This window comes from Streptomyces sp. NPDC001351 (assembly GCF_042896045.1).
Taxonomy (GTDB): Bacteria; Actinomycetota; Actinomycetes; order Streptomycetales; family Streptomycetaceae; genus Streptomyces.
Map to the genome: position 1 here is coordinate 913,089 of NZ_JBIAWS010000002.1, position 18,809 is coordinate 931,897.

Annotated in this window: 15 protein-coding genes and 1 tRNA gene; 14 read left to right on the forward strand and 2 right to left on the reverse strand. The window is 69.3% G+C overall.

The features are described 5' to 3' along the window. Positions 1-141 precede the first annotated feature (141 nt). Both ACFY1U_RS09840 and ACFY1U_RS09845 read right to left on the reverse strand, forming a co-directional pair. Positions 142-1,710 carry a restriction endonuclease gene (locus ACFY1U_RS09840; RefSeq protein ID WP_390693569.1) on the reverse strand — a complete coding sequence of 523 codons (1,569 nt, stop codon included), beginning with the start codon at positions 1,708-1,710 and terminating at the stop codon, positions 142-144. 521 nt (positions 1,711-2,231) lie between these two features. Next, a tRNA-Arg gene (locus ACFY1U_RS09845) sits at positions 2,232-2,303 on the reverse strand. A gap of 98 nt (positions 2,304-2,401) precedes the next feature. On the opposite strand from ACFY1U_RS09845, the gene ACFY1U_RS09850 reads away from it, so the two are divergent. The 14 genes from ACFY1U_RS09850 (at position 2,402) to ACFY1U_RS09915 (ending at position 18,744) form a co-directional block, all read left to right on the forward strand. Then, the gene (locus ACFY1U_RS09850) at positions 2,402-2,953 is read left to right on the forward strand and encodes a response regulator (RefSeq protein WP_390693570.1); all 552 of its coding nucleotides are present in this window, start codon (positions 2,402-2,404) and stop codon (positions 2,951-2,953) included. Between the two features lie 98 nt (positions 2,954-3,051). Further along, positions 3,052-4,029: an ArgS-related anticodon-binding protein NrtL gene (gene nrtL, locus ACFY1U_RS09855; protein ID WP_390693571.1), complete on the forward strand. Its 978-nt coding sequence runs from the start codon at positions 3,052-3,054 to the stop codon at positions 4,027-4,029. A 16-nt stretch (positions 4,030-4,045) separates the two neighbouring features. Then, positions 4,046-5,437: a diaminopimelate decarboxylase gene (gene lysA, locus ACFY1U_RS09860; RefSeq protein WP_390693572.1), complete on the forward strand. Its 1,392-nt coding sequence runs from the start codon at positions 4,046-4,048 to the stop codon at positions 5,435-5,437. Positions 5,438-5,593: 156 nt separating this feature from the next. Then, positions 5,594-6,886 carry a homoserine dehydrogenase gene (locus ACFY1U_RS09865; protein ID WP_390693573.1) on the forward strand — a complete coding sequence of 431 codons (1,293 nt, stop codon included), beginning with the start codon at positions 5,594-5,596 and terminating at the stop codon, positions 6,884-6,886. 6 nt (positions 6,887-6,892) lie between these two features. Beyond that, entirely contained in the window at positions 6,893-7,951 is a 1,059-nt protein-coding gene (gene thrC, locus ACFY1U_RS09870; RefSeq protein ID WP_390693574.1) for a threonine synthase, read from the forward strand. Between the two features lie 272 nt (positions 7,952-8,223). Then, on the forward strand, positions 8,224-9,141 hold the full coding sequence (gene thrB / locus ACFY1U_RS09875) for a homoserine kinase (RefSeq protein WP_115905887.1): 918 nt from the start codon (positions 8,224-8,226) through the stop codon (positions 9,139-9,141). Between the two features lie 413 nt (positions 9,142-9,554). Then, the gene (rho, locus tag ACFY1U_RS09880) at positions 9,555-11,558 is read left to right on the forward strand and encodes a transcription termination factor Rho (RefSeq protein WP_390693575.1); all 2,004 of its coding nucleotides are present in this window, start codon (positions 9,555-9,557) and stop codon (positions 11,556-11,558) included. Between the two features lie 131 nt (positions 11,559-11,689). Then, positions 11,690-13,534: a trypsin-like serine protease gene (locus ACFY1U_RS09885; RefSeq protein ID WP_390693576.1), complete on the forward strand. Its 1,845-nt coding sequence runs from the start codon at positions 11,690-11,692 to the stop codon at positions 13,532-13,534. Between the two features lie 212 nt (positions 13,535-13,746). After that, positions 13,747-14,886 carry an LCP family protein gene (locus ACFY1U_RS09890; protein ID WP_390693577.1) on the forward strand — a complete coding sequence of 380 codons (1,140 nt, stop codon included), beginning with the start codon at positions 13,747-13,749 and terminating at the stop codon, positions 14,884-14,886. Between the two features lie 199 nt (positions 14,887-15,085). After that, on the forward strand, positions 15,086-15,310 hold the full coding sequence (rpmE, locus tag ACFY1U_RS09895) for a 50S ribosomal protein L31 (RefSeq protein ID WP_019326867.1): 225 nt from the start codon (positions 15,086-15,088) through the stop codon (positions 15,308-15,310). A 107-nt stretch (positions 15,311-15,417) separates the two neighbouring features. Beyond that, a complete protein-coding gene (gene prfA, locus ACFY1U_RS09900) occupies positions 15,418-16,494 on the forward strand; it encodes a peptide chain release factor 1 (RefSeq protein ID WP_390693579.1) in 1,077 nt (358 codons plus the stop codon). A 39-nt stretch (positions 16,495-16,533) separates the two neighbouring features. Continuing rightward, positions 16,534-17,379: a peptide chain release factor N(5)-glutamine methyltransferase gene (gene prmC, locus ACFY1U_RS09905; RefSeq protein WP_030928668.1), complete on the forward strand. Its 846-nt coding sequence runs from the start codon at positions 16,534-16,536 to the stop codon at positions 17,377-17,379. Positions 17,380-17,431: 52 nt separating this feature from the next. Beyond that, positions 17,432-18,079, forward strand: a complete 648-nt coding sequence (locus ACFY1U_RS09910) for an L-threonylcarbamoyladenylate synthase (protein WP_390693580.1) — start codon at positions 17,432-17,434, stop codon at positions 18,077-18,079. Beyond that, positions 18,076-18,744, forward strand: coding sequence for a protein-tyrosine-phosphatase (locus ACFY1U_RS09915; RefSeq protein WP_390693581.1), 669 nt, complete (start codon positions 18,076-18,078; stop codon positions 18,742-18,744). The genes ACFY1U_RS09910 and ACFY1U_RS09915 overlap by 4 nt, the downstream gene beginning before the upstream one ends. The last annotated feature ends 65 nt before the right edge of the window (positions 18,745-18,809 follow it).

An 18,809-nucleotide genomic window follows, 5' to 3' on the forward strand; every position in this document is an offset into this window, starting at 1 on the left:
GACGCTCACCAGCTACGGAGGAGCGCGGGAAGGGGCCCGGTGCGGGCGGCTTGCCCCGGAGCCGGAGCAACCTTCCGGGTACGGCGCGTACGTCAGTAGCGAGGTGTAGAGACTTCCCACACCGTGGCTGGGGCTCGACCCCTACTTGGGGCGTCGTTTCGGAGGCACCGGCCCTGGGATGACATCGAGGTTCATGTGCTCCTTGAACAGGTGCACCAGGTTGGCTCCGTCAAGGAGCTCTAGGCGCCCGTGCTCGTTGGCGAATGCCTCGCTGGCTCGGCCGAACCAGGAGGTTGTTACCAGGATGCCTTTGGCGGCCCGCTTGTGTTCCACGACGCCGGCGAGTGCGGAGACGGTCTCGAACGGGACGACGTTCTTGGTGCGTTTGGCCTGGATGATGCACAGGCCCTTCATCACGGGGTCAGTATTCATCGCGACCGCATCCACACCCTCGTCCTTCGAGGGCTGGGTGTTCACGCTGTCCAGGCCGATGGCTTCGAAAAGTTGCCTAATGAGGTGCTCGAACTCTGTGGGTGTCAGGTCGATCAGTACGGGGCGGCTGTCCAGGCCCGCCACGACGTCCAGGCTGTCCATGATGCGGAACTTGGACAGGTCGAACGTGACGAGCGGCCGCACCGGCTCCAACTCGTATGGGTTCGGCGAGATCAGTGACCGCAGTCGTTTCAAGCAGGCCCGTGGATCCACTTGGGTCAGAACCAGCTGACTGAACTCGTCTCGGTCTGTCTGGAGTGTGATCAAGCACGGGTGGACGTCCCGCCCGGTGGCGCGGTCGATGGTGGCCACATGCCCGTTCAAGGCGATGGACTGGATCACGCCGTCGGTGTCGGCTGCAAAGAGTTCGTGCACGGTGCGCAGAGCCGTTTGAGCCAGGACTGACGCGTACAGTTCCTTGCGCTCTTTCTCTGGACGCGGAACAGGCGTGATCTCGTCACGCGTCTTCACGTACCGGTATGCGCGGGCCGCTGGGACCACCTCCTCCAGCGGCAGGTCGATCTCAACCAGAAGGTCACCCGTATCCGCCTGGTACGAGACCTGATGGGCCTTGGGGAAGCCGTGCGGGTACGCGGAGGCGGCCAAGACCTGGTCGGCGAACCACTCGACGGCCTCCACGTCTCTGTCCCGGTACGCGCTTCGCCGCTGCTCGAGGCCGGTGTTCCATGCCTCGACCCGGGTGGCTTCTTCCAGGTTGCGCTCCTCGTGTTGGGCGCGAGCCCTTTCCAGCTTCTCGACGCGCTTCTTCTCGTCGCGCGCATGGTCTCTTAGTGCTCTGTCGAACCGCTTGCGCGCGGCTTCGACCTCCGCGTCGTAGCCGCGCCGTCCGAAGCCGAGAGCGCTGAGAAGCCCCCGCGGTGCCTCCGGCTCGTACTCCTCCCAGCGCGGCACGGGTGCGGCTTTCGTACGTCCTTTGGGTGGCACGAACAAGGAGGGAACAAACTCCTGCTTCAGTCGATCGAACGTCAGCGGTTGTCCCTCCAGTACGGCTGTCCGTAACAGCTTGGAGAGTTGCTCGGCATCGTTCTCGGCAACGCTGGTCCGGTCGACGGCTTCCTGGGCGCGGGCCGCTTCATGGGCGAGCTTCTCCTCACGGGCCTTCCGCTTGGCCTCGGCCTCGGCGGCCTTCCGAGCTCGCTCCCGTTCTCTGGCCTGCCGCGCGAGCTCCCGTGCGTAAGGATCGTTCCCGCCCGCCACTGTTTCCCCCAGCTCAGTGCATGATCGTCAGTCGGAACCTTCCGCAGTATCTCTCACCGGGTCGGTGACGTCAGCAGGTACTCGCCGAAGGCATCCTCTGCCGTGAACTGCCCCGGCTGATCCAGGGGTTAACCTGCGCGATCAGCCCCAGCCGGAACATTGGCCGGTCCAGGCGGGCTGCAGTAATGACCCCCTGAGCGCGCCGATGCGAACTCCGAGCCAGAAAAGTGGAACGGCCTGCTGCGCCGGGTGCGCTTCTCGCGTCTTGGCTGCAAACATGCAGGTGAGGAGAGGGGCGTCTCTCACAGGAACTCCGTTTACTCACGTTCGTCCCACGCATGTCCCGCACAGAGCGATTCCATGGGATCGGACAAATGGGAATTCACCGGTTCGGTACTGTGAGGCCCCAGGTCAGCGCCCCAGGGCGTCGGGCGATCACGGCCGAGTTGGCCGTTGCAGTTTTGGTATGCACAAGAAAGGCGCTGAACTGCGTTTCCGCTGTTCAGCGCCTTGATCCGGAGTGCCCCCGGCAGGATTCGAACCTGCGCACACGGCTCCGGAGGCCGTTGCTCTATCCCCTGAGCTACGGGGGCGTGGCCGCTGCGCTGTGTGCGCGGCGACGGGTAGAACACTACCAGTTGATCCGGGGTGTTCATGAACGGGTTTCCGGCGTCGCCCGGTGCCGCGGGGGATGGCGGCGGGCCGTCCCCCGCACGGGCCGGAAGTGGGGAAAACCCGGACGCGGTGGCCGGTCCGCACCTACTCTCGAGTTGTGCCAGGCGCGTCGGGCCGGGTGCTTGTTGTGGACGACAACAAGGTCATCCGGCAGCTGATCAGGGTCAATCTCGAGCTGGAGGGGTTCGAGGTGGTGACCGCGGCTGACGGTGCCGAGTGTCTGGATGTCGTTCATCAGGTGCGTCCCGATGTCGTGACCCTCGATGTCGTCATGCCCCGGCTGGACGGGCTGCGGACCGCCTCCCGGCTTCGTTCCGATCCGCTGACCCGTGACCTTCCCCTCGTCATCGTCAGTGCCTGCACCTCGTACGAGGTCGAGACCGGACTGGATGTGGGGGTCGACGCCTTTCTCGCCAAGCCCTTCGAGCCTACCGAACTCGTGCGCCTCGTACGGCAGTTGATCGAGCGGGGGAGGAGCGCGAGGGGCCGGGGAGAGGGTGGTGAGTCCGGGCTCGGGAGTGTTCTCGGGTTCGGTGAGACCGAGCGGGCCGGGCGGGCCGGCGGCTGATCCGGGCTGACGTCATCCCGTCCACCCGCCCGTCCACATCCCGGACCTCTCCCAAACCGGCTCGCCTACCCACCCCCCTCCTCCCATACGCTTGTGCCGTGACCCCCGTCGAGCTCTCCCGCACCGTGCTGCGCGCGGTGCGTCGTGCTGTCGACGAGGGGGAGCTGAGCGTGGCCGTGCCGCAACGGGCCGTTGTCGTGCCGCCCGGGCCGGGTGGCTGTGGCGACTACGCCACCAACATCGCCCTGCAGCTCGCGCGGCCCGCCGGGCAGCCGCCCCGGCGTGTCGCCGAGATCCTGCAGCAGCACCTCGCCCGCACGGACGGCGTCGCGGACGTCGTCGTCACCGGGCCGGGGTTCATCAACATCAGCCTGCAGGGGGCGGCCGCCTCCGCGGCCGCGCTCACTCGCGAGATCCTCCGCGAGGGCACGGCGTACGGTCACAGTGACGCCCTCGCCGGAGAGGTCGTCGAACTGCGCATCCCGTACGACGTCCGGGCCGAGGTCGTCGCCGACGCCCTCGTGCGCATCGTCGGCTCACAGGGCGGCCGCGTCGAGGTCGACCATCGCGAGCCGGTGAACCTCCGGCCCGTCCCGGCCCCCTACGACCCCGCACTCCTCGGACCCGACGCCGCCCGCTGGGCGCTGCTGCACCCCGCCGCCCACGACCGGCCCCGTATCACCGCCGATCATCTGGTCCAGCGCGAGAGCAACCCTCTCTTCCGTGTCCGTTACGCCCACGCCCGCACCCGGGCTCTCGGCCGTAACGCCGCAGACCTGGGCCTCACCCCCGCGCCCGGAGACGTCCAAGAGGACATGGCCGGACTGCTCGCCGTCCTCGCCGACCATCCCCGTGTTCTCGCCCGTGCGGCTGCACAGCGCACGCCCGACAGTCTTGCCCGGCACCTCGTCACCGTGGCCGACGCCGTTCTCGCCGTCCTTCCCGTGGTGCTGCCGCGCGGTGACGAGAAACCCTCGGCCGCCCACCGTGCCCGGCTCGCGCTCGCCGAAGCCGCCGGGGCGGTGCTGGCCGGCGGCCTGTCCCTGCTCGGCATCGACGCACCCCAACACCTCTAGAGAGCCAGCAAAGAAGATGAGCCGTTCCGCACACCCCGCCGGGCCCCGTCACGCCGACGTCCTCCCCGAGGGCCACTACTCCGCCCCGCCCACCGACCTCAACGTCCTCGACCCCAAGGTCTGGTCCCAGACGGTCACCCGGGATGAGGACGGGGTCGCCACCGTCGGCGGTATTGATGTGAAGAGCCTCGCCGAGCAATTCGGCACCCCCGCCTACGTCCTCGACGAGGCCGACTTCCGGGCCCGGGCGCGGGCGTGGCGCAGCGCGTTCGGGGCCGACGCCGACGTCTTCTACGCCGGCAAGGCGTTCCTGTCGCGTGCCGTCGTGCGGTGGCTGCACGAGGAAGGGCTCAATCTGGACGTGTGCTCCGGCGGCGAGCTCGCCACCGCCCTGTCCGCCGGCATGCCCGCCGAGCGCATCGCCTTCCACGGCAACAACAAGTCGGTCGAGGAGATCGAGCGGGCCGTCCGCGCCGGTGTCGGGCGGATCGTCCTCGACTCCTTCCAGGAGATCGTCCGCGTCGCCCATGTCGCGCAGGAGCTCGGCAAGCGGCAGCGCGTGCAGATTCGTATCACCGTGGGTGTGGAGGCGCACACCCACGAGTTCATCGCCACCGCCCACGAGGACCAGAAGTTCGGGATCCCGCTGGCCGGCGGCCAGGCCGCCGAGGCCGTGCGGCGGGCGCTGCAGCTCGACGGGCTGGAGCTCATCGGGATCCACAGCCACATCGGGTCGCAGATCTTCGACATGTCCGGGTTCGAGGTCGCCGCGCACCGGGTCGTCGGACTGCTCAAGGACATCCGTGACGAGCACGGCGTCGAGCTGCCCGAGATCGACCTCGGGGGCGGGCTCGGGATCGCGTACACGAGCGACGACGATCCCCGCGAGCCGCACGAGATCGCCAAGGCGCTCACCGAGATCGTCACGCGTGAGTGCGAGTCCGCCAGGCTGCGGACCCCCCGCATCTCCGTCGAGCCGGGACGGGCCATCGTCGGTCCGACGGCCTTCACGCTCTACGAGGTCGGCACCATCAAGCCCCTCGACAACCTGCGTACGTACGTCTCCGTCGACGGGGGCATGTCCGACAACATCCGCACCGCGCTCTACGACGCCGAGTACAGCGTCGCTCTCGTGTCGCGGACGAGCGACGCCGAGCCCATGCTCGCCCGGGTCGTCGGCAAGCACTGCGAGAGCGGGGACATCGTGGTGAAGGACGCGTTCCTGCCCTCCGACCTGGCACCGGGTGACCTGATCGCCGTGCCTGCCACGGGTGCCTACTGCCGGTCCATGGCCAGCAACTACAACCACGTGCTGCGGCCGCCCGTCGTCGCCGTGAACGACGGCGAGGCCCGGGTCATCGTCCGCCGTGAGACGGAGGAGGACCTCCTGCGTCTCGACGTCGGATGAGGCGGACAACCGGAAACTCCCGGCGGGTGGAAGATCTCCTGTCTTCCACCCCCGTACAAATGAAATAGATGTCTCACGATCCGGACATTGGATAGAAAGTCCCGTCCGGTGAGTGAGACTGGTCCAACCGTAGACGGTATGAGGAAACGAGGTCGGATGATGCGTACGCGTCCGCTGAAGGTGGCGCTGCTGGGCTGTGGGGTTGTCGGCTCAGAGGTGGCGCGCATCATGACGACGCACGCCGACGACCTCGCCGCCAGGATCGGGGCGCCCGTCGAACTGGCGGGTGTGGCCGTGCGCCGGCCCGACCGGGTCCGAGAGGGCATCGACCCGAGCCTCGTCACCACCGACGCCACCGCGCTCGTCAAACGCGGCGACATCGACGTCGTGGTCGAGGTCATCGGCGGCATCGAGCCCGCCCGCTCCCTCATCACCGCCGCCTTCGAGCACGGCGCGTCCGTCGTCTCCGCCAACAAGGCGCTGCTCGCCCAGGACGGCGCCGCTCTGCACGCCGCCGCCGAGGAGCACGACAAGGACCTCTACTACGAGGCCGCCGTCGCCGGCGCCATCCCGCTGATCCGTCCGCTGCGCGAGTCCCTCGCCGGAGACAAGGTCAACCGGGTGCTCGGCATCGTGAACGGCACCACCAACTTCATCCTCGACAAGATGGACAGCACGGGGGCGGGGTACCAGGAGGCGCTCGACGAGGCCACGGCCCTCGGGTACGCCGAGGCCGACCCCACCGCCGACGTCGAGGGCTTCGACGCCGCCGCCAAGGCCGCCATCCTCGCCGGTATCGCCTTCCACTCGCGGGTGCGTCTCGACGACGTCTACCGCGAGGGGATGACGGAGGTCACCGCGGCCGACTTCGCCTCGGCGAAGAACATGGGCTGCACCATCAAGCTGCTCGCCATCTGCGAGCGGGCCCAGGACGGCGGCTCGGTCACCGCGCGCGTGCACCCCGCCATGATTCCGCTGAGCCACCCCCTCGCCTCCGTGCGCGGCGCGTACAACGCCGTGTTCGTGGAGTCCGACGCGAGCGGGCAGCTCATGTTCTACGGGCCCGGTGCCGGCGGTTCGCCCACCGCGTCCGCCGTGCTCGGCGACCTGGTCGCCGTCTGCCGCAACCGGCTCAGCGGGGCAACGGGGCCCGGCGAGTCGGCGTACGCCGCGCTGCCCGTGTCGGGCATGGGTGACGTCGTCACCCGCTACCACATCAGCCTCGACGTAGCGGACAAACCGGGTGTTCTCGCCCAGGTGGCGACCGTCTTCGCGGAGCACGGTGTGTCCATCGATACGGTTCGCCAGCAGGGCAAGGACGGCGAGGCCTCTCTCGTCGTCGTCACCCACCGCGCGTCCGACGCCTCCCTCTCCGGGACCGTCGAGGCGCTGCGCAAGCTCGACACCGTGCGGGGTGTCGCCAGCATCATGCGGGTTGAAGGAGAGTAACCAGCAATGACCCACCAGTGGCGCGGAATCATCGAGGAGTACCGGGACAGACTGCCGGTATCCGACACCACGCCGGTCGTGACGCTCCGCGAGGGCGGCACGCCCCTCGTGCCCGCGCAGGTGCTCTCCGAGCGCACGGGCTGCGAGGTCCACCTCAAGGTGGAGGGTGCGAACCCCACGGGGTCCTTCAAGGACCGCGGCATGACCATGGCCATCACCCGGGCCAAGGAGGAGGGCGCGAAGGCTGTGATCTGCGCCTCCACCGGCAACACGTCGGCCTCCGCCGCCGCGTACGCCGTACGGGCCGGCATGGTATCGGCCGTTCTCGTCCCGCAGGGCAAGATCGCACTCGGCAAGATGGGACAGGCGCTCGTGCACGGCGCCAAGATCCTCCAGGTCGCCGGCAACTTCGACGACTGCCTCACCCTGGCCCGCGCGCTGAGCGACAACTACCCCGTGGCGCTGGTGAATTCGGTCAACCCGGTGCGTATCGAGGGCCAGAAGACGGCCTCCTTCGAGATCGTCGACATGCTCGGCGACGCCCCGGACATCCACGTCCTCCCGGTCGGCAACGCGGGCAACATCACCGCGTACTGGAAGGGCTACAAGGAGTACGCCGCCGACGGCGTCGCCACGCAGACCCCCCGCATGTGGGGCTTCCAGGCCTCCGGCTCCGCCCCGATCGTGCGCGGCGAGATCGTCAAGGACCCCTCGACCATCGCCACCGCCATCCGCATCGGCAACCCCGCCTCCTGGCAGTACGCCCTGGCCGCGCGGGACGAGTCCGGCGGCTTCATCGACGAGGTGACGGACCGTGAGATCCTGCGCGCCTACCGGCTGTTGGCCGCGCAGGAGGGCGTCTTCGTCGAGCCGGCGTCCGCCGCGTCCGTCGCCGGACTGCTGAAGGCCGCCGAGCAGGGCAAGGTCGACCCGGGCCAGAAGATCGTGTGCACGGTCACCGGAAACGGCCTGAAGGACCCCGACTGGGCCGTCGCCGGCGCCCCGCAGCCGGTCACCGTCCCGGTCGACGCGGTGACGGCGGCCGAGCGCCTCGGTCTGGCCTGACGACAGGCCCGAGGTCCGGCCTGACGGGGAACTCCCTCCGAGGGGTGCACAGGGGGCTTACGGCACGCATCGTGCGCCTCCTGTGCGCCCTATGTCGCCACAGAAGCATCCTTCGATAGGCTGTACCGAACCCGCCCGCCGCATATGCCTCCGCCCATGGAGCGTCTGGACGGTGCCGCGCCGTCTCCGCGGCCTGAGGGTCTCCCCGTACGTAGCCGATGTCGTATCGAATGTTTTCGACCATCACGCAGCTCAAGGAGAGTCATCGAGAGATGGCCGGTCCCGCCTTCCGCGCCGCCGCAGTAAGGGTGCGCGTCCCCGCCACCAGCGCCAACCTCGGCCCGGGCTTCGACGCCCTCGGCCTCTCGCTGGGGCTCTACGACGACGTCGTCGTCAGGGTGGCCGACTCCGGGCTGCACATCGACATCGCGGGCGAGGGCAGCGAGACGCTGCCGCGTGACGAGAAACACCTTCTCGTACGCTCCCTGCGCACCGCCTTCGACCTCCTCGGCGGGCAGCCGCGCGGCCTCGAGATCGTCTGCGCCAACCGCATCCCGCACGGCCGCGGCCTCGGCTCCTCCTCGGCCGCCATCTGCGCCGGCATCGTCGCCGCGCGCGCCGTGACCATAGGCGGGGAGTCGAAGCTCGACGACACGGCCCTGCTCGAGCTCGCGACCGAGATCGAGGGCCACCCCGACAACGTGGCGGCCTGTCTGCTCGGCGGTTTCACCCTCTCCTGGATGGAGGCGGGCGCCGCCCGCGCGATCAGGATGGATGCCGCCGATTCCATCGTTCCGGTGGTTTTCGTGCCCGGAAAGCCGGTCCTCACCGAGACCGCGCGCGGCCTGCTCCCGCGCACCGTGCCGCACGTCGACGCCGCCACCAACGCGGGCCGTGCCGCCCTGCTCGTCGAGGCCCTCACCAGGCGCCCCGAGCTGCTGCTGCCCGCCACCGAGGACCGGCTCCACCAGGAGTACCGCGCGCCCGCCATGCCGGAGAGCGCCGCACTGGTGGAGCGGCTGCGGGCCGACGGAGTCCCGGCGGTCATCTCGGGTGCCGGACCCACCGTGCTGGCGCTGGCCGACGCCGACAGCGCCGACAAGGTCGCCCATCTGGCAGGCGAAGGGTGGGCCGCGAACCGGCTCGAACTCGACGCCCAGGGAGCGAGCGTGCTGCCGCTTGCGTCCTGACACACGGTTGCCGGATTTCGAGAGGGGGAATGTTTGTTGGATCCGGTAGTGTTAATCTCAAGTCTGCACCCGACCCCACCATGGCGAGGTGCTTCGTGTCCCCGTCCGGGACAGACATTCTTCCGGGAGCCTCCCAAGCCGCACTGTGTTCCGTACGACGTACGCGGGCAGTACCTCGTACGCGGGCACTGAGCGACTTGCCGGGCACGCTCCGGAATCGGTGCGACCAAGCCACGTGACACCGACACTCGGTGCCACGGCCACGGCTTTGGGAAGCGCCATCCCAGATATTGCCTCCGCCACCTTTGGCGGACCACCGCCCCGGCACGGTCCACACAGCAAGGACCGAAGCCGGAAGCACAACCGGTCGCCGAGCCAGACAGGCCGACGTCCGCTCCAGGGAAGGACCCTTCGTGAGCGACACCACCGATCTGATGGGCGCACGTGTCGAGGAGACCGCTGCCGCGCCCGCCACGGACGCCTCCGCGCCTGCCACCGGTGCAGGCTCCCGGCGGCGCCGCGGTACCGGCCTCGAGGGCATGGTGCTGGCCGAGCTGCAGCAGGTCGCATCCGGCCTCGGCATCAGGGGCACCGCGCGCATGCGCAAGAGCCAGCTGATCGAGGTCATCAAGGAGGCGCAGGCGGGTGGTGGTGCCCCGGCGAAGGCCGAGGCCGCCGCCGAGACCAAGCCCAAGCGCCGCGCCACCTCCAAGGCCCGTACGGGCGAGGACGCCGCTCCCGCCGCCGAGAAGAAGGCGGCCGCCCCGGCCGAGAAGGCCGTGGCCCAGCAGCAGATCGAGATCCCCGGCCAGCCGGCCAGCGAGGACGCTCCCGTCGAGCGCCGTCGTCGTCGCGCCACCGCCGAGGCGGGCAGCACCGAGACGGTCGCCGCCGAGGCGAAGAGCGAGCCGAAGGCCGAGACGCCCGCCCCGCAGGCGCAGGGCGACGCCGGTGACGGCGAGGGCCGCCAGGGCCGCCGTGACCGCCGGGACCGCGACCGCGGAGGCCGTGACCGCTCGGGCCGCGGCAACAAGGGCGACGAGCAGCAGGGCGGCCAGGGCGGTGGCCAGCAGCGCCAGGACCGTCAGGACCGCCAGGACCGGGGGGACCGCCAGCAGGGCGGCGCCCGCCAGGACCGCCAGCAGCGCGACAACGGCCCGCAGGACGACGACGACTTCGAGGGCGGCCGCCGCGGCCGCCGGGGCCGTTACCGGGACCGTCGTGGCCGTCGTGGCCGCGACGAGATGGGCGGCGCCGAGCCGCAGCTCAACGAGGACGACGTCCTGATCCCGGTCGCGGGCATCCTCGACATCCTGGACAACTACGCCTTCATCCGTACGTCGGGCTACCTGCCGGGCCCCAACGACGTGTACGTCTCCCTCGCCCAGGTCCGCAAGAACGGCCTGCGCAAGGGCGACCACGTCACCGGCGCGGTCCGGCAGCCCAAGGAAGGCGAGCGGCGCGAGAAGTTCAACGCGCTGGTGCGCCTGGACTCCGTCAACGGCATGGCGCCCGAACACGGCCGCGGCCGCCCGGAGTTCAACAAGCTCACCCCGCTCTACCCGCAGGACCGCCTCCGCCTGGAGACGGACCCCGGTGTCCTCACCACCCGCATCATCGACCTCGTCGCGCCGATCGGTAAGGGCCAGCGCGGTCTGATCGTGGCCCCGCCGAAGACCGGCAAGACCATGATCATGCAGGCGATCGCCAACGCGATCACGCACAACAACCCCGAGTGCCACCTGATGGTCGTCCTCGTCGACGAGCGTCCGGAAGAGGTCACCGACATGCAGCGGTCGGTCAAGGGCGAGGTCATCTCCTCGACCTTCGACCGCCCGGCCGAGGACCACACCACGGTCGCCGAGCTCGCCATCGAGCGCGCCAAGCGGCTGGTGGAGCTGGGCCACGACGTCGTCGTCCTGCTGGACTCCATCACGCGTCTGGGCCGTGCGTACAACCTGGCCGCCCCGGCCTCCGGCCGCATCCTGTCCGGTGGTGTCGACTCGACCGCCCTGTACCCCCCGAAGCGCTTCTTCGGTGCGGCCCGCAACATCGAGGACGGCGGCTCGCTGACGATCCTCGCCACCGCCCTGGTGGACACCGGGTCCCGCATGGACGAGGTGATCTTCGAGGAGTTCAAGGGCACCGGCAACGCGGAGCTCAAGCTCGACCGGAAGCTCGCCGACAAGCGCATCTTCCCGGCGGTGGACGTCGACGCGTCCGGCACCCGTAAGGAAGAGATCCTGCTCGGCAACGAAGAGCTGGCGATCGTATGGAAGCTGCGCCGGGTGCTGCACGCGCTCGACCAGCAGCAGGCGATCGAGCTGCTTCTCGACAAGATGAAGCAGACCAAGTCGAACGCCGAGTTCCTGCTGCAGATCCAGAAGACCACGCCCACGCCTGGCAACGGCGACTGAGACACCGCCTTCGGGCAGCTCGCAAAAGGCCGTTCAGCGTCACATCAGTGATGTTGAACGGCCTTTTGACGCTGAGTGAGATGGGGCGCACCAGGCGCCCCATCCATCACTTGTCTCACTGGGGGACTTTCTTGTCCACATCCCTGTCCGGCAGCGGCCGTCACAGACGCCGGATACGCCTTGCCCTGCCGGTCGCCGCGACCGGCCTCGTCGCGGCCGTAGCCGCCGCGCTGCTGACGTCGTCCGCGAACGCCGCGCCGTCCGCGACGCCTCATGCGAAGCCGGCCATCACCTCGCCGTCGCTCTCCGAGCTGGAGCAGCGCGTCTCCGGGGCCCTCGCCACCGACGCCGCCATGGGCAAGAAGACGACCAAGTCGTCGAAGACCAGCAGCGGCACCAGCAGCAGCACGAGCACCAGCAGCAGCGGCTCCGTCAGCCCGATGGTCATCGGCGGCACGGACACCGCCATCACCTCGGCGCCGTTCATGGCCCAGCTCTGGTACTACGACGACAAGGGCACCACCGACACGAGCGACGACGTCAGCTTCTTCTGCGGCGGCACCGTCGTCTCACCGACGAAGATCCTCACCGCCGCGCACTGCGTCAAGGGCTTCAACTGGCACGCGTACGGCGCGATCGTCACCGGCACGGACCAGCTGCCGACCACCAACAGCGACGGCAGCACCGATCTGCACGGCGGCACGGTCTCCGGCGTCTGGCGGCAGTGGAACCACCCGTCGTACACCACGGCGACCAGCGGCGCCCCCGACAACGACATCGCCGTGCTGACGCTGCCGAACCCCGTCAAGGCGACGCCGGTCCGTATGACGACGTCCACCGACACCGCCTCGTACGCGGGCGGCACCGTCGCCACGCTCTACGGCTGGGGCCGCACCAGCTCCACCAGCAACGACATCTCACAGACCCTGCAGTCGGCCCAGCTGACCATCCACGCCGACAGCACCTGCACCACCGCCTATGGCTCGGACTACGTCGCGGGCCACATGGTGTGCACCGGCACGCAGAGCGGCAGCGACACCGGCACCAAGGCGTCCTGCAACGGCGACTCCGGTGGCCCGCTGATCGTGAACAACCGGATCGTGGGCGTCGTCTCCTGGGGTGTCGAGAACTGCGTGGCGAAGGGCGACTACAGCGTCTTCACCAAGGTCCGCAGCTACGTCGGCGCCGCCTACCCGCGCATCGACGACACGAACCTGAGCGGCGACTCCAAGGCCGACCTGTTCCTGCGCAACTCCTCCACCAAGACCGGCTACGAGCTGGACTCCAAGGGCACCTCGCTGGCCTCCCGGATCTCCTGGGGCTCCTTCAGCGGCTACAACGTGGTCCTGCAGACCGACCTCAACCGGGACGGCTACCAGGACTTCATCCTGCGCTCCAGCTCCACCGGCGCGGTCTACTGGGAGCACTACGTCCCCGCCAGCAGCTCCTGGACCAAGTCGCAGATCTTCAGCAACTGGGCCACCCGCACCCGCGTCGTCGCCCCCGGTGACGTGACCGGCGACTACAAGCCCGACCTGCTCTCGGTCGACTCCGGCGGCACCCTGTGGATCTACCCGGGCAAGGGCGACGGCACCTTCGGCACGCCGGTGAGTGTCGGCACCGGCTGGAACCAGTACAACGCCCTCCTCGGCCACGGCGACTTCAACGGCGACGGCAAGGCCGACCTGATCGCGCGTCAGAAGAGCACCGGATACATCTACCTGTACCGCGGCACCGGTACGGCCGGCTCCGGGGCGTTCTCCAGCCGGATCAACGTCCGTACCTGGAGCACCACCACGTACAACACCCTCGACGCCGTGGGCGATGTGACCGGGGACGGCAAGGCCGACTTCCTGGCCCGCACGCCCGGCGGCACGCTCTACCTCTACCCGGGCACCGGCCAGGCGTCGAGTGGGATCTTTGCCACAAGAATCTCGCTTGGTACGGGTTTCCAGCAGTACGACCTTCTCGGCTGAAACCGCAGGTGAGCGGGGGTTCGCCCCCGCTTGATCCGTCACGCTCCGTGCCCGGCCCTCCACGGGTCGGGCACGGAGCGTCGTGCAACCCTTTCTCGAGTTTCTCCGTCTGACCCGACGGAGTGACGATGGTGCGGTACGACACGTATCCGTGACCGACAGGCCTGTCCCTGAGCGCAGGGGGTAACCGACCGGACGAGAACGAGGAGCACATGTCCGCCGAGAGCACGCCGGAACCCGGCATATCGGGAGAGTCCGGCACCAACGGCACAGGCGGCCGCGCCAAGGGCCGTCGCCGCAAGCCCCGCAGCACGCGCCGCAAGGGCCTGCTGATCACGGCGTGGACCGCCGCGGGCATCGTCGTGCTGGGCGGAACGGGAGCCGGCTACCTGTACTTCAAGCTCAACGGCAACATCAAGAGCGTCGACATCAACTCGGCCCTGGGCACGGACCGGCCGACGAAGGTCGACAACGGCTCCGAGAACATCCTGGTCCTCGGCTCGGACAGCCGCTCGGGCAGCAACAGGAAGCTCGGCGGCGGCACCGACGACGGCAGCGCCCGCTCCGACACGGCGATGATCGTGCACGTCTACAAGGGCCGCAAGAAGGCCGACGTGGTCTCCATGCCCCGCGACACCCTCATCGACCGCCCCGAGTGCACCGACAAGAACGGCACGACGCATCCCGCCGCGTCCGGCGTCATGTTCAACACCGCGTACTCCACCGGCGGCGCCGCCTGCGCCGTGAAGACCGTGGAGTCGATCAGCGGGCTGCGCATGGACCACTACCTCGAGGTCGACTTCAGCGGCTTCGAGAAGCTCATCGGCGAGCTCGGCGGCGTCCCGGTCACCACGACCAAGGACATCAAGGACTCCCAGAGCCATCTGAACCTGAAGGCCGGCACGCACACGCTCGACGGCGAGCAGGCCCTCGGCCTGGTCCGCACCCGGCACGGCGTCGGCGACGGCTCCGACCTCGGCCGCATCCAGCTCCAGCAGGCCTTCATCAAGGCCCTGGTCAACCAGGTCAAGCACGTCGGCATCTTCACCAGCCCGAAGAGGCTCTACGACCTCGCCGACACCGCCACCAAGGCCGTGACGACCGATTCCGACCTGGGCTCGGTCAACACCCTGATGTCCTTCGCGAACGGCCTGAAGAGCATCAGCTCGACCAACATGCACATGATCACGATGCCGGTCCAGTACGACCCGTCGAACCCGAACCGCGTGATCGTGGAGAAGGCGAAGGCCCAGCAGGTCTGGACGGCTCTCAAGAACGACCAGCAGATCCCGAAGTCGGCCACGCAAGGTACGGCCACGGGCGAAGCCAAGGGCGTGGTCACCGCCGGGTAGTCAGGGGCGCGGGACCGTGTCGGTTTGCGGCTCCGCCGCGTGGGCGTGACAAGCCCCCACCGGCCCGCAGGGAATAGATCACCCGAACCCCCGGTTTGGGGGGATGGCCCCAGTCCTGGCAGACTGGTACGTCGGCCCCGGTTCACGCGACCGCACCCCGCGGAAGCGACCCGGCGCCCTCCCGAAACTAGGAGACACCTTGAAGCGCGACATCCACCCCGAGTACGTCGAGACGCAGGTCAGCTGCACCTGTGGCGCGTCGTTCACCACCCGCAGCACGATCGAGAGCGGCACCATCCGCGCCGAGGTCTGCTCCGAGTGCCACCCGTTCTACACGGGCAAGCAGAAGATCCTCGACACCGGTGGCCGTGTGGCCCGCTTCGAGGCCCGCTTCGGCAAGGCTGCGGCCGGCTCCAAGAAGTAGCTGGCTCCCATTCGCCGGTCCACGGCCGCGCCCTTCACAGGCGCGCCGGGACCGGCGTTTTTGGTCGCCCGCCTTCCCCCTTTTTCCACGCAGTACAGGAGCCCAAGATGTTCGAGGCCGTCGAGGAACTCGTCGGTGAGCACGCCGACCTGGAGAAGAAGCTCGCCGACCCGTCGGTCCACGCCGACCAGGCCAACGCGCGCAAGCTGAACAAGCGCTACGCCGAGCTCACCCCGATCGTCGCCACGTACCGCTCCTGGAAGCAGACCGGTGACGACATCGAGACGGCGAAGGAATTCGCCGCCGACGACCCCGACTTCGCGGCCGAGGTCAAGGAGCTGGACAAGCAGCGCGAGGAACTCACCGAGAAGCTGCGCCTGCTGCTCGTGCCCCGGGACCCGTCCGACGACAAGGACGTGATCCTCGAGATCAAGGCCGGCGCCGGCGGCGACGAGTCCGCGCTCTTCGCCGGTGACCTGCTGCGCATGTACCTGCGGTACGCCGAGCGGGTCGGCTGGAAGACCGAGATCATCGACGCCACCGAGTCCGAGCTGGGCGGCTACAAGGACGTCCAGGTCGCCGTGAAGACCAAGGGCGGCCAGGGCGCCACCGAGCCCGGCCAGGGCGTCTGGGCCCGGCTGAAGTACGAGGGCGGCGTGCACCGCGTGCAGCGCGTCCCGGCCACCGAGTCCCAGGGCCGTATCCACACCTCGGCGGCCGGTGTGCTGGTCACGCCCGAGGCCGAGGAGGTCGACGTCGAGATCAACCCGAACGACCTGCGCATCGACGTCTACCGCTCCTCCGGGCCCGGCGGCCAGTCCGTCAACACCACCGACTCCGCGGTGCGCATCACGCACATTCCGACCGGAGTCGTCGCCTCCTGCCAGAACGAGAAGAGCCAGCTGCAGAACAAGGAGCAGGCGATGCGTATCCTGCGCTCCAGGCTGCTCGCAGCGGCGCAGGAGGAGGCGGAGAAGGAAGCCGCCGACGCCCGCCGCAGCCAGGTCCGCACCGTCGACCGCTCCGAGAAGATCCGCACGTACAACTTCCCGGAGAATCGCATCTCGGACCACCGCGTCGGCTTCAAGGCCTACAACCTGGACCAGGTCCTGGACGGCGACCTCGACGCGGTGATCCAGGCCTGCGTCGACGCGGACTCGGCGGCGAAGCTGGCGGCTGCCTGAAGGCACCTGCGCACGACCCAGTACGACACGGAGGAATGCGTGAACCTGCTGCTCGCAGAGGTGGCACAGGCCACCCAGCGGCTGGCCGACGCCGGCGTGCCCTCGCCGCGCACCGACGCGGAGGAGCTCGCCGCGTTCGTGCACGGCGTGAAGCGCAGCCAACTGCACTCCGTGAAGGACTCGGACTTCGACGCCCGCTACTGGGAGGTCATCGCCCGGCGCGAACAGCGCGAGCCGCTGCAGCACATCACCGGGCGGGCCTACTTCCGCTACCTCGAACTCCAGGTGGGGCCGGGCGTGTTCGTGCCGCGGCCCGAGACCGAGTCCGTGGTCGGGTGGGCCATAGACGCCGTACGCGCGATGGATGTCGTCGAGCCCTGCATCGTCGATCTGTGCACCGGGTCCGGCGCCATCGCGCTCGCGCTCGCGCAGGAGGTCCCGCGCTCGCGCGTGCACGCCGTGGAGCTGTCCGAGGAAGCCCTCCAGTGGACCCGCAAGAACGTCGAGGGTTCGCGCGTCGACCTGCGCCAGGGCAACGCCCTTGACGCCTTCCCGGACCTCGACGGCCAGGTCGACCTGGTCATCTCCAATCCGCCGTACATCCCGCTGACCGAATGGGAGTACGTCGCTCCCGAGGCGCGGGACTACGATCCCGAACTCGCCCTGTTCTCGGGGGAGGACGGCCTCGATCTCATTCGCGGTCTGGAACGGACCGCACACCGGCTCCTGCGCCCGGGCGGTGTCGTCGTCATCGAGCACGCCGACACCCAGGGCGGCCAGGTGCCGTGGATCTTCACCGAGGAGCGGGGCTGGGCCGACGCGGCCGACCACCCGGACCTCAACAACCGCCCCCGGTTCGCGACGGCCCGCAAGGCACTGCCGTGACCACCCCGACGACCCACTTCCCGATGTACGTGTACGAGGAGGCCCGCTAGACATGGCTCGGCGATACGACACCAACGACGCGACGGACCGCACGACCGGTCTGCGCGAAGCCGCGTCCGCCGTCCGCCGTGGCGAGCTCGTGGTCCTCCCGACCGACACGGTGTACGGCATCGGCGCCGACGCGTTCTCCTCGGAGGCGGTCGCCGACCTGCTGGAGGCCAAGGGCCGGGGCCGCAACATGCCCACCCCCGTGCTGATCGGGTCCCCGAACACCCTCCACGGTCTCGTCACCGACTTCTCCGAGCCGGCCTGGGAACTCGTCGACGCCTTCTGGCCGGGCGCGCTCACGCTCGTCGCCAAGCACCAGCCGTCCCTGCAGTGGGACCTGGGGGACACCCGGGGCACGGTCGCCATCCGGATGCCGCTGCACCCGGTCGCCATCGAGCTGCTGACCGAGGTCGGCCCCATGGCCGTGTCCTCGGCGAACCTGACCGGGCACCCCGCCCCGGAGGACTGTGACGCCGCGCAGGGGATGCTCGGCGACTCGGTCTCCGTCTACCTCGACGGCGGGCCGACCCCCGGCAACGTCCCGTCCTCCATCGTCGACGTCACCGGCTCGGTGCCGGTGCTGCTGCGCGAGGGCGCGATCTCGCCGGACGAGCTGCGCAAGGTCGTACCCGACCTCGAGGTGGCGAATTGACGGCCCCTGACGCGGGGCGTGGCATAGGCAACGGGGAAGAGACGGGGACCTTCGGGGTCCCCATGACCGGCTTCCGCATCCTCCACGTCAGCACCGGCAATGTGTGCCGCTCGCCGATCACCGAGCGGCTGACCCGCCATGCCCTGGCGGACCGGCTCGGCGACCCCCTGTGGGGCGGGCTGATCGTGGAGAGCGCGGGCACCTGGGGCCACGAGGGCGCGCCCATGGAGGCCAACGCGGAGGCGGTCCTCGCGGACTTCGGCGCGGACGCCTCCGGCTTCATGGGCCGCGAACTCCTCGACGAGCACGTCATCATGGCCGACCTCGTCCTGACGGCGACCCGCGACCACCGCGCCCAGGTCATCTCCATGGGCCACTCGGCCGGCCTGCGCACCTTCACCCTGAAGGAGTTCACCCGTCTGGTGCGGGCGATAGACCCGGCGACCCTGCCGCCCCTGGAGGACGGCGTGGTGGCACGCGCGCGTGCGCTGGTGCGGGCCGCGGCGGCTCTACGCGGGTGGCTCCTGGCCCCGACCGCCGAGGCGGACGAGGTGTACGACCCGTACGGCGCCCCCCTGACCTTCTTCCGGTCCATCGGGGAGGAGATACACCAGGCGCTGGATCCGGTGGTCACAGCGCTCACCGGAGTACCTGCGAAGGCGTAACAACCGAGCACCTCACCGGCACCGGGCCTACATTGGTCGTACGTCACCGTCGACGCCCCCCGGAG

Coding starts and splice junctions, on each gene's coding strand:
- ACFY1U_RS09890 (WP_390693577.1), top strand. CDS start 13,747: ATGTCCGCCGAGAGCACGCCGGAACCCGGCATATCGGGAGAGTCCGGC.
- ACFY1U_RS09865 (WP_390693573.1), top strand. CDS start 5,594: ATGATGCGTACGCGTCCGCTGAAGGTGGCGCTGCTGGGCTGTGGGGTT.
- prfA (WP_390693579.1), top strand. CDS start 15,418: ATGTTCGAGGCCGTCGAGGAACTCGTCGGTGAGCACGCCGACCTGGAG.
- ACFY1U_RS09850 (WP_390693570.1), top strand. CDS start 2,402: ATGGCGGCGGGCCGTCCCCCGCACGGGCCGGAAGTGGGGAAAACCCGG.
- ACFY1U_RS09910 (WP_390693580.1), top strand. CDS start 17,432: ATGGCTCGGCGATACGACACCAACGACGCGACGGACCGCACGACCGGT.
- thrC (WP_390693574.1), top strand. CDS start 6,893: ATGACCCACCAGTGGCGCGGAATCATCGAGGAGTACCGGGACAGACTG.
- lysA (WP_390693572.1), top strand. CDS start 4,046: ATGAGCCGTTCCGCACACCCCGCCGGGCCCCGTCACGCCGACGTCCTC.
- thrB (WP_115905887.1), top strand. CDS start 8,224: ATGGCCGGTCCCGCCTTCCGCGCCGCCGCAGTAAGGGTGCGCGTCCCC.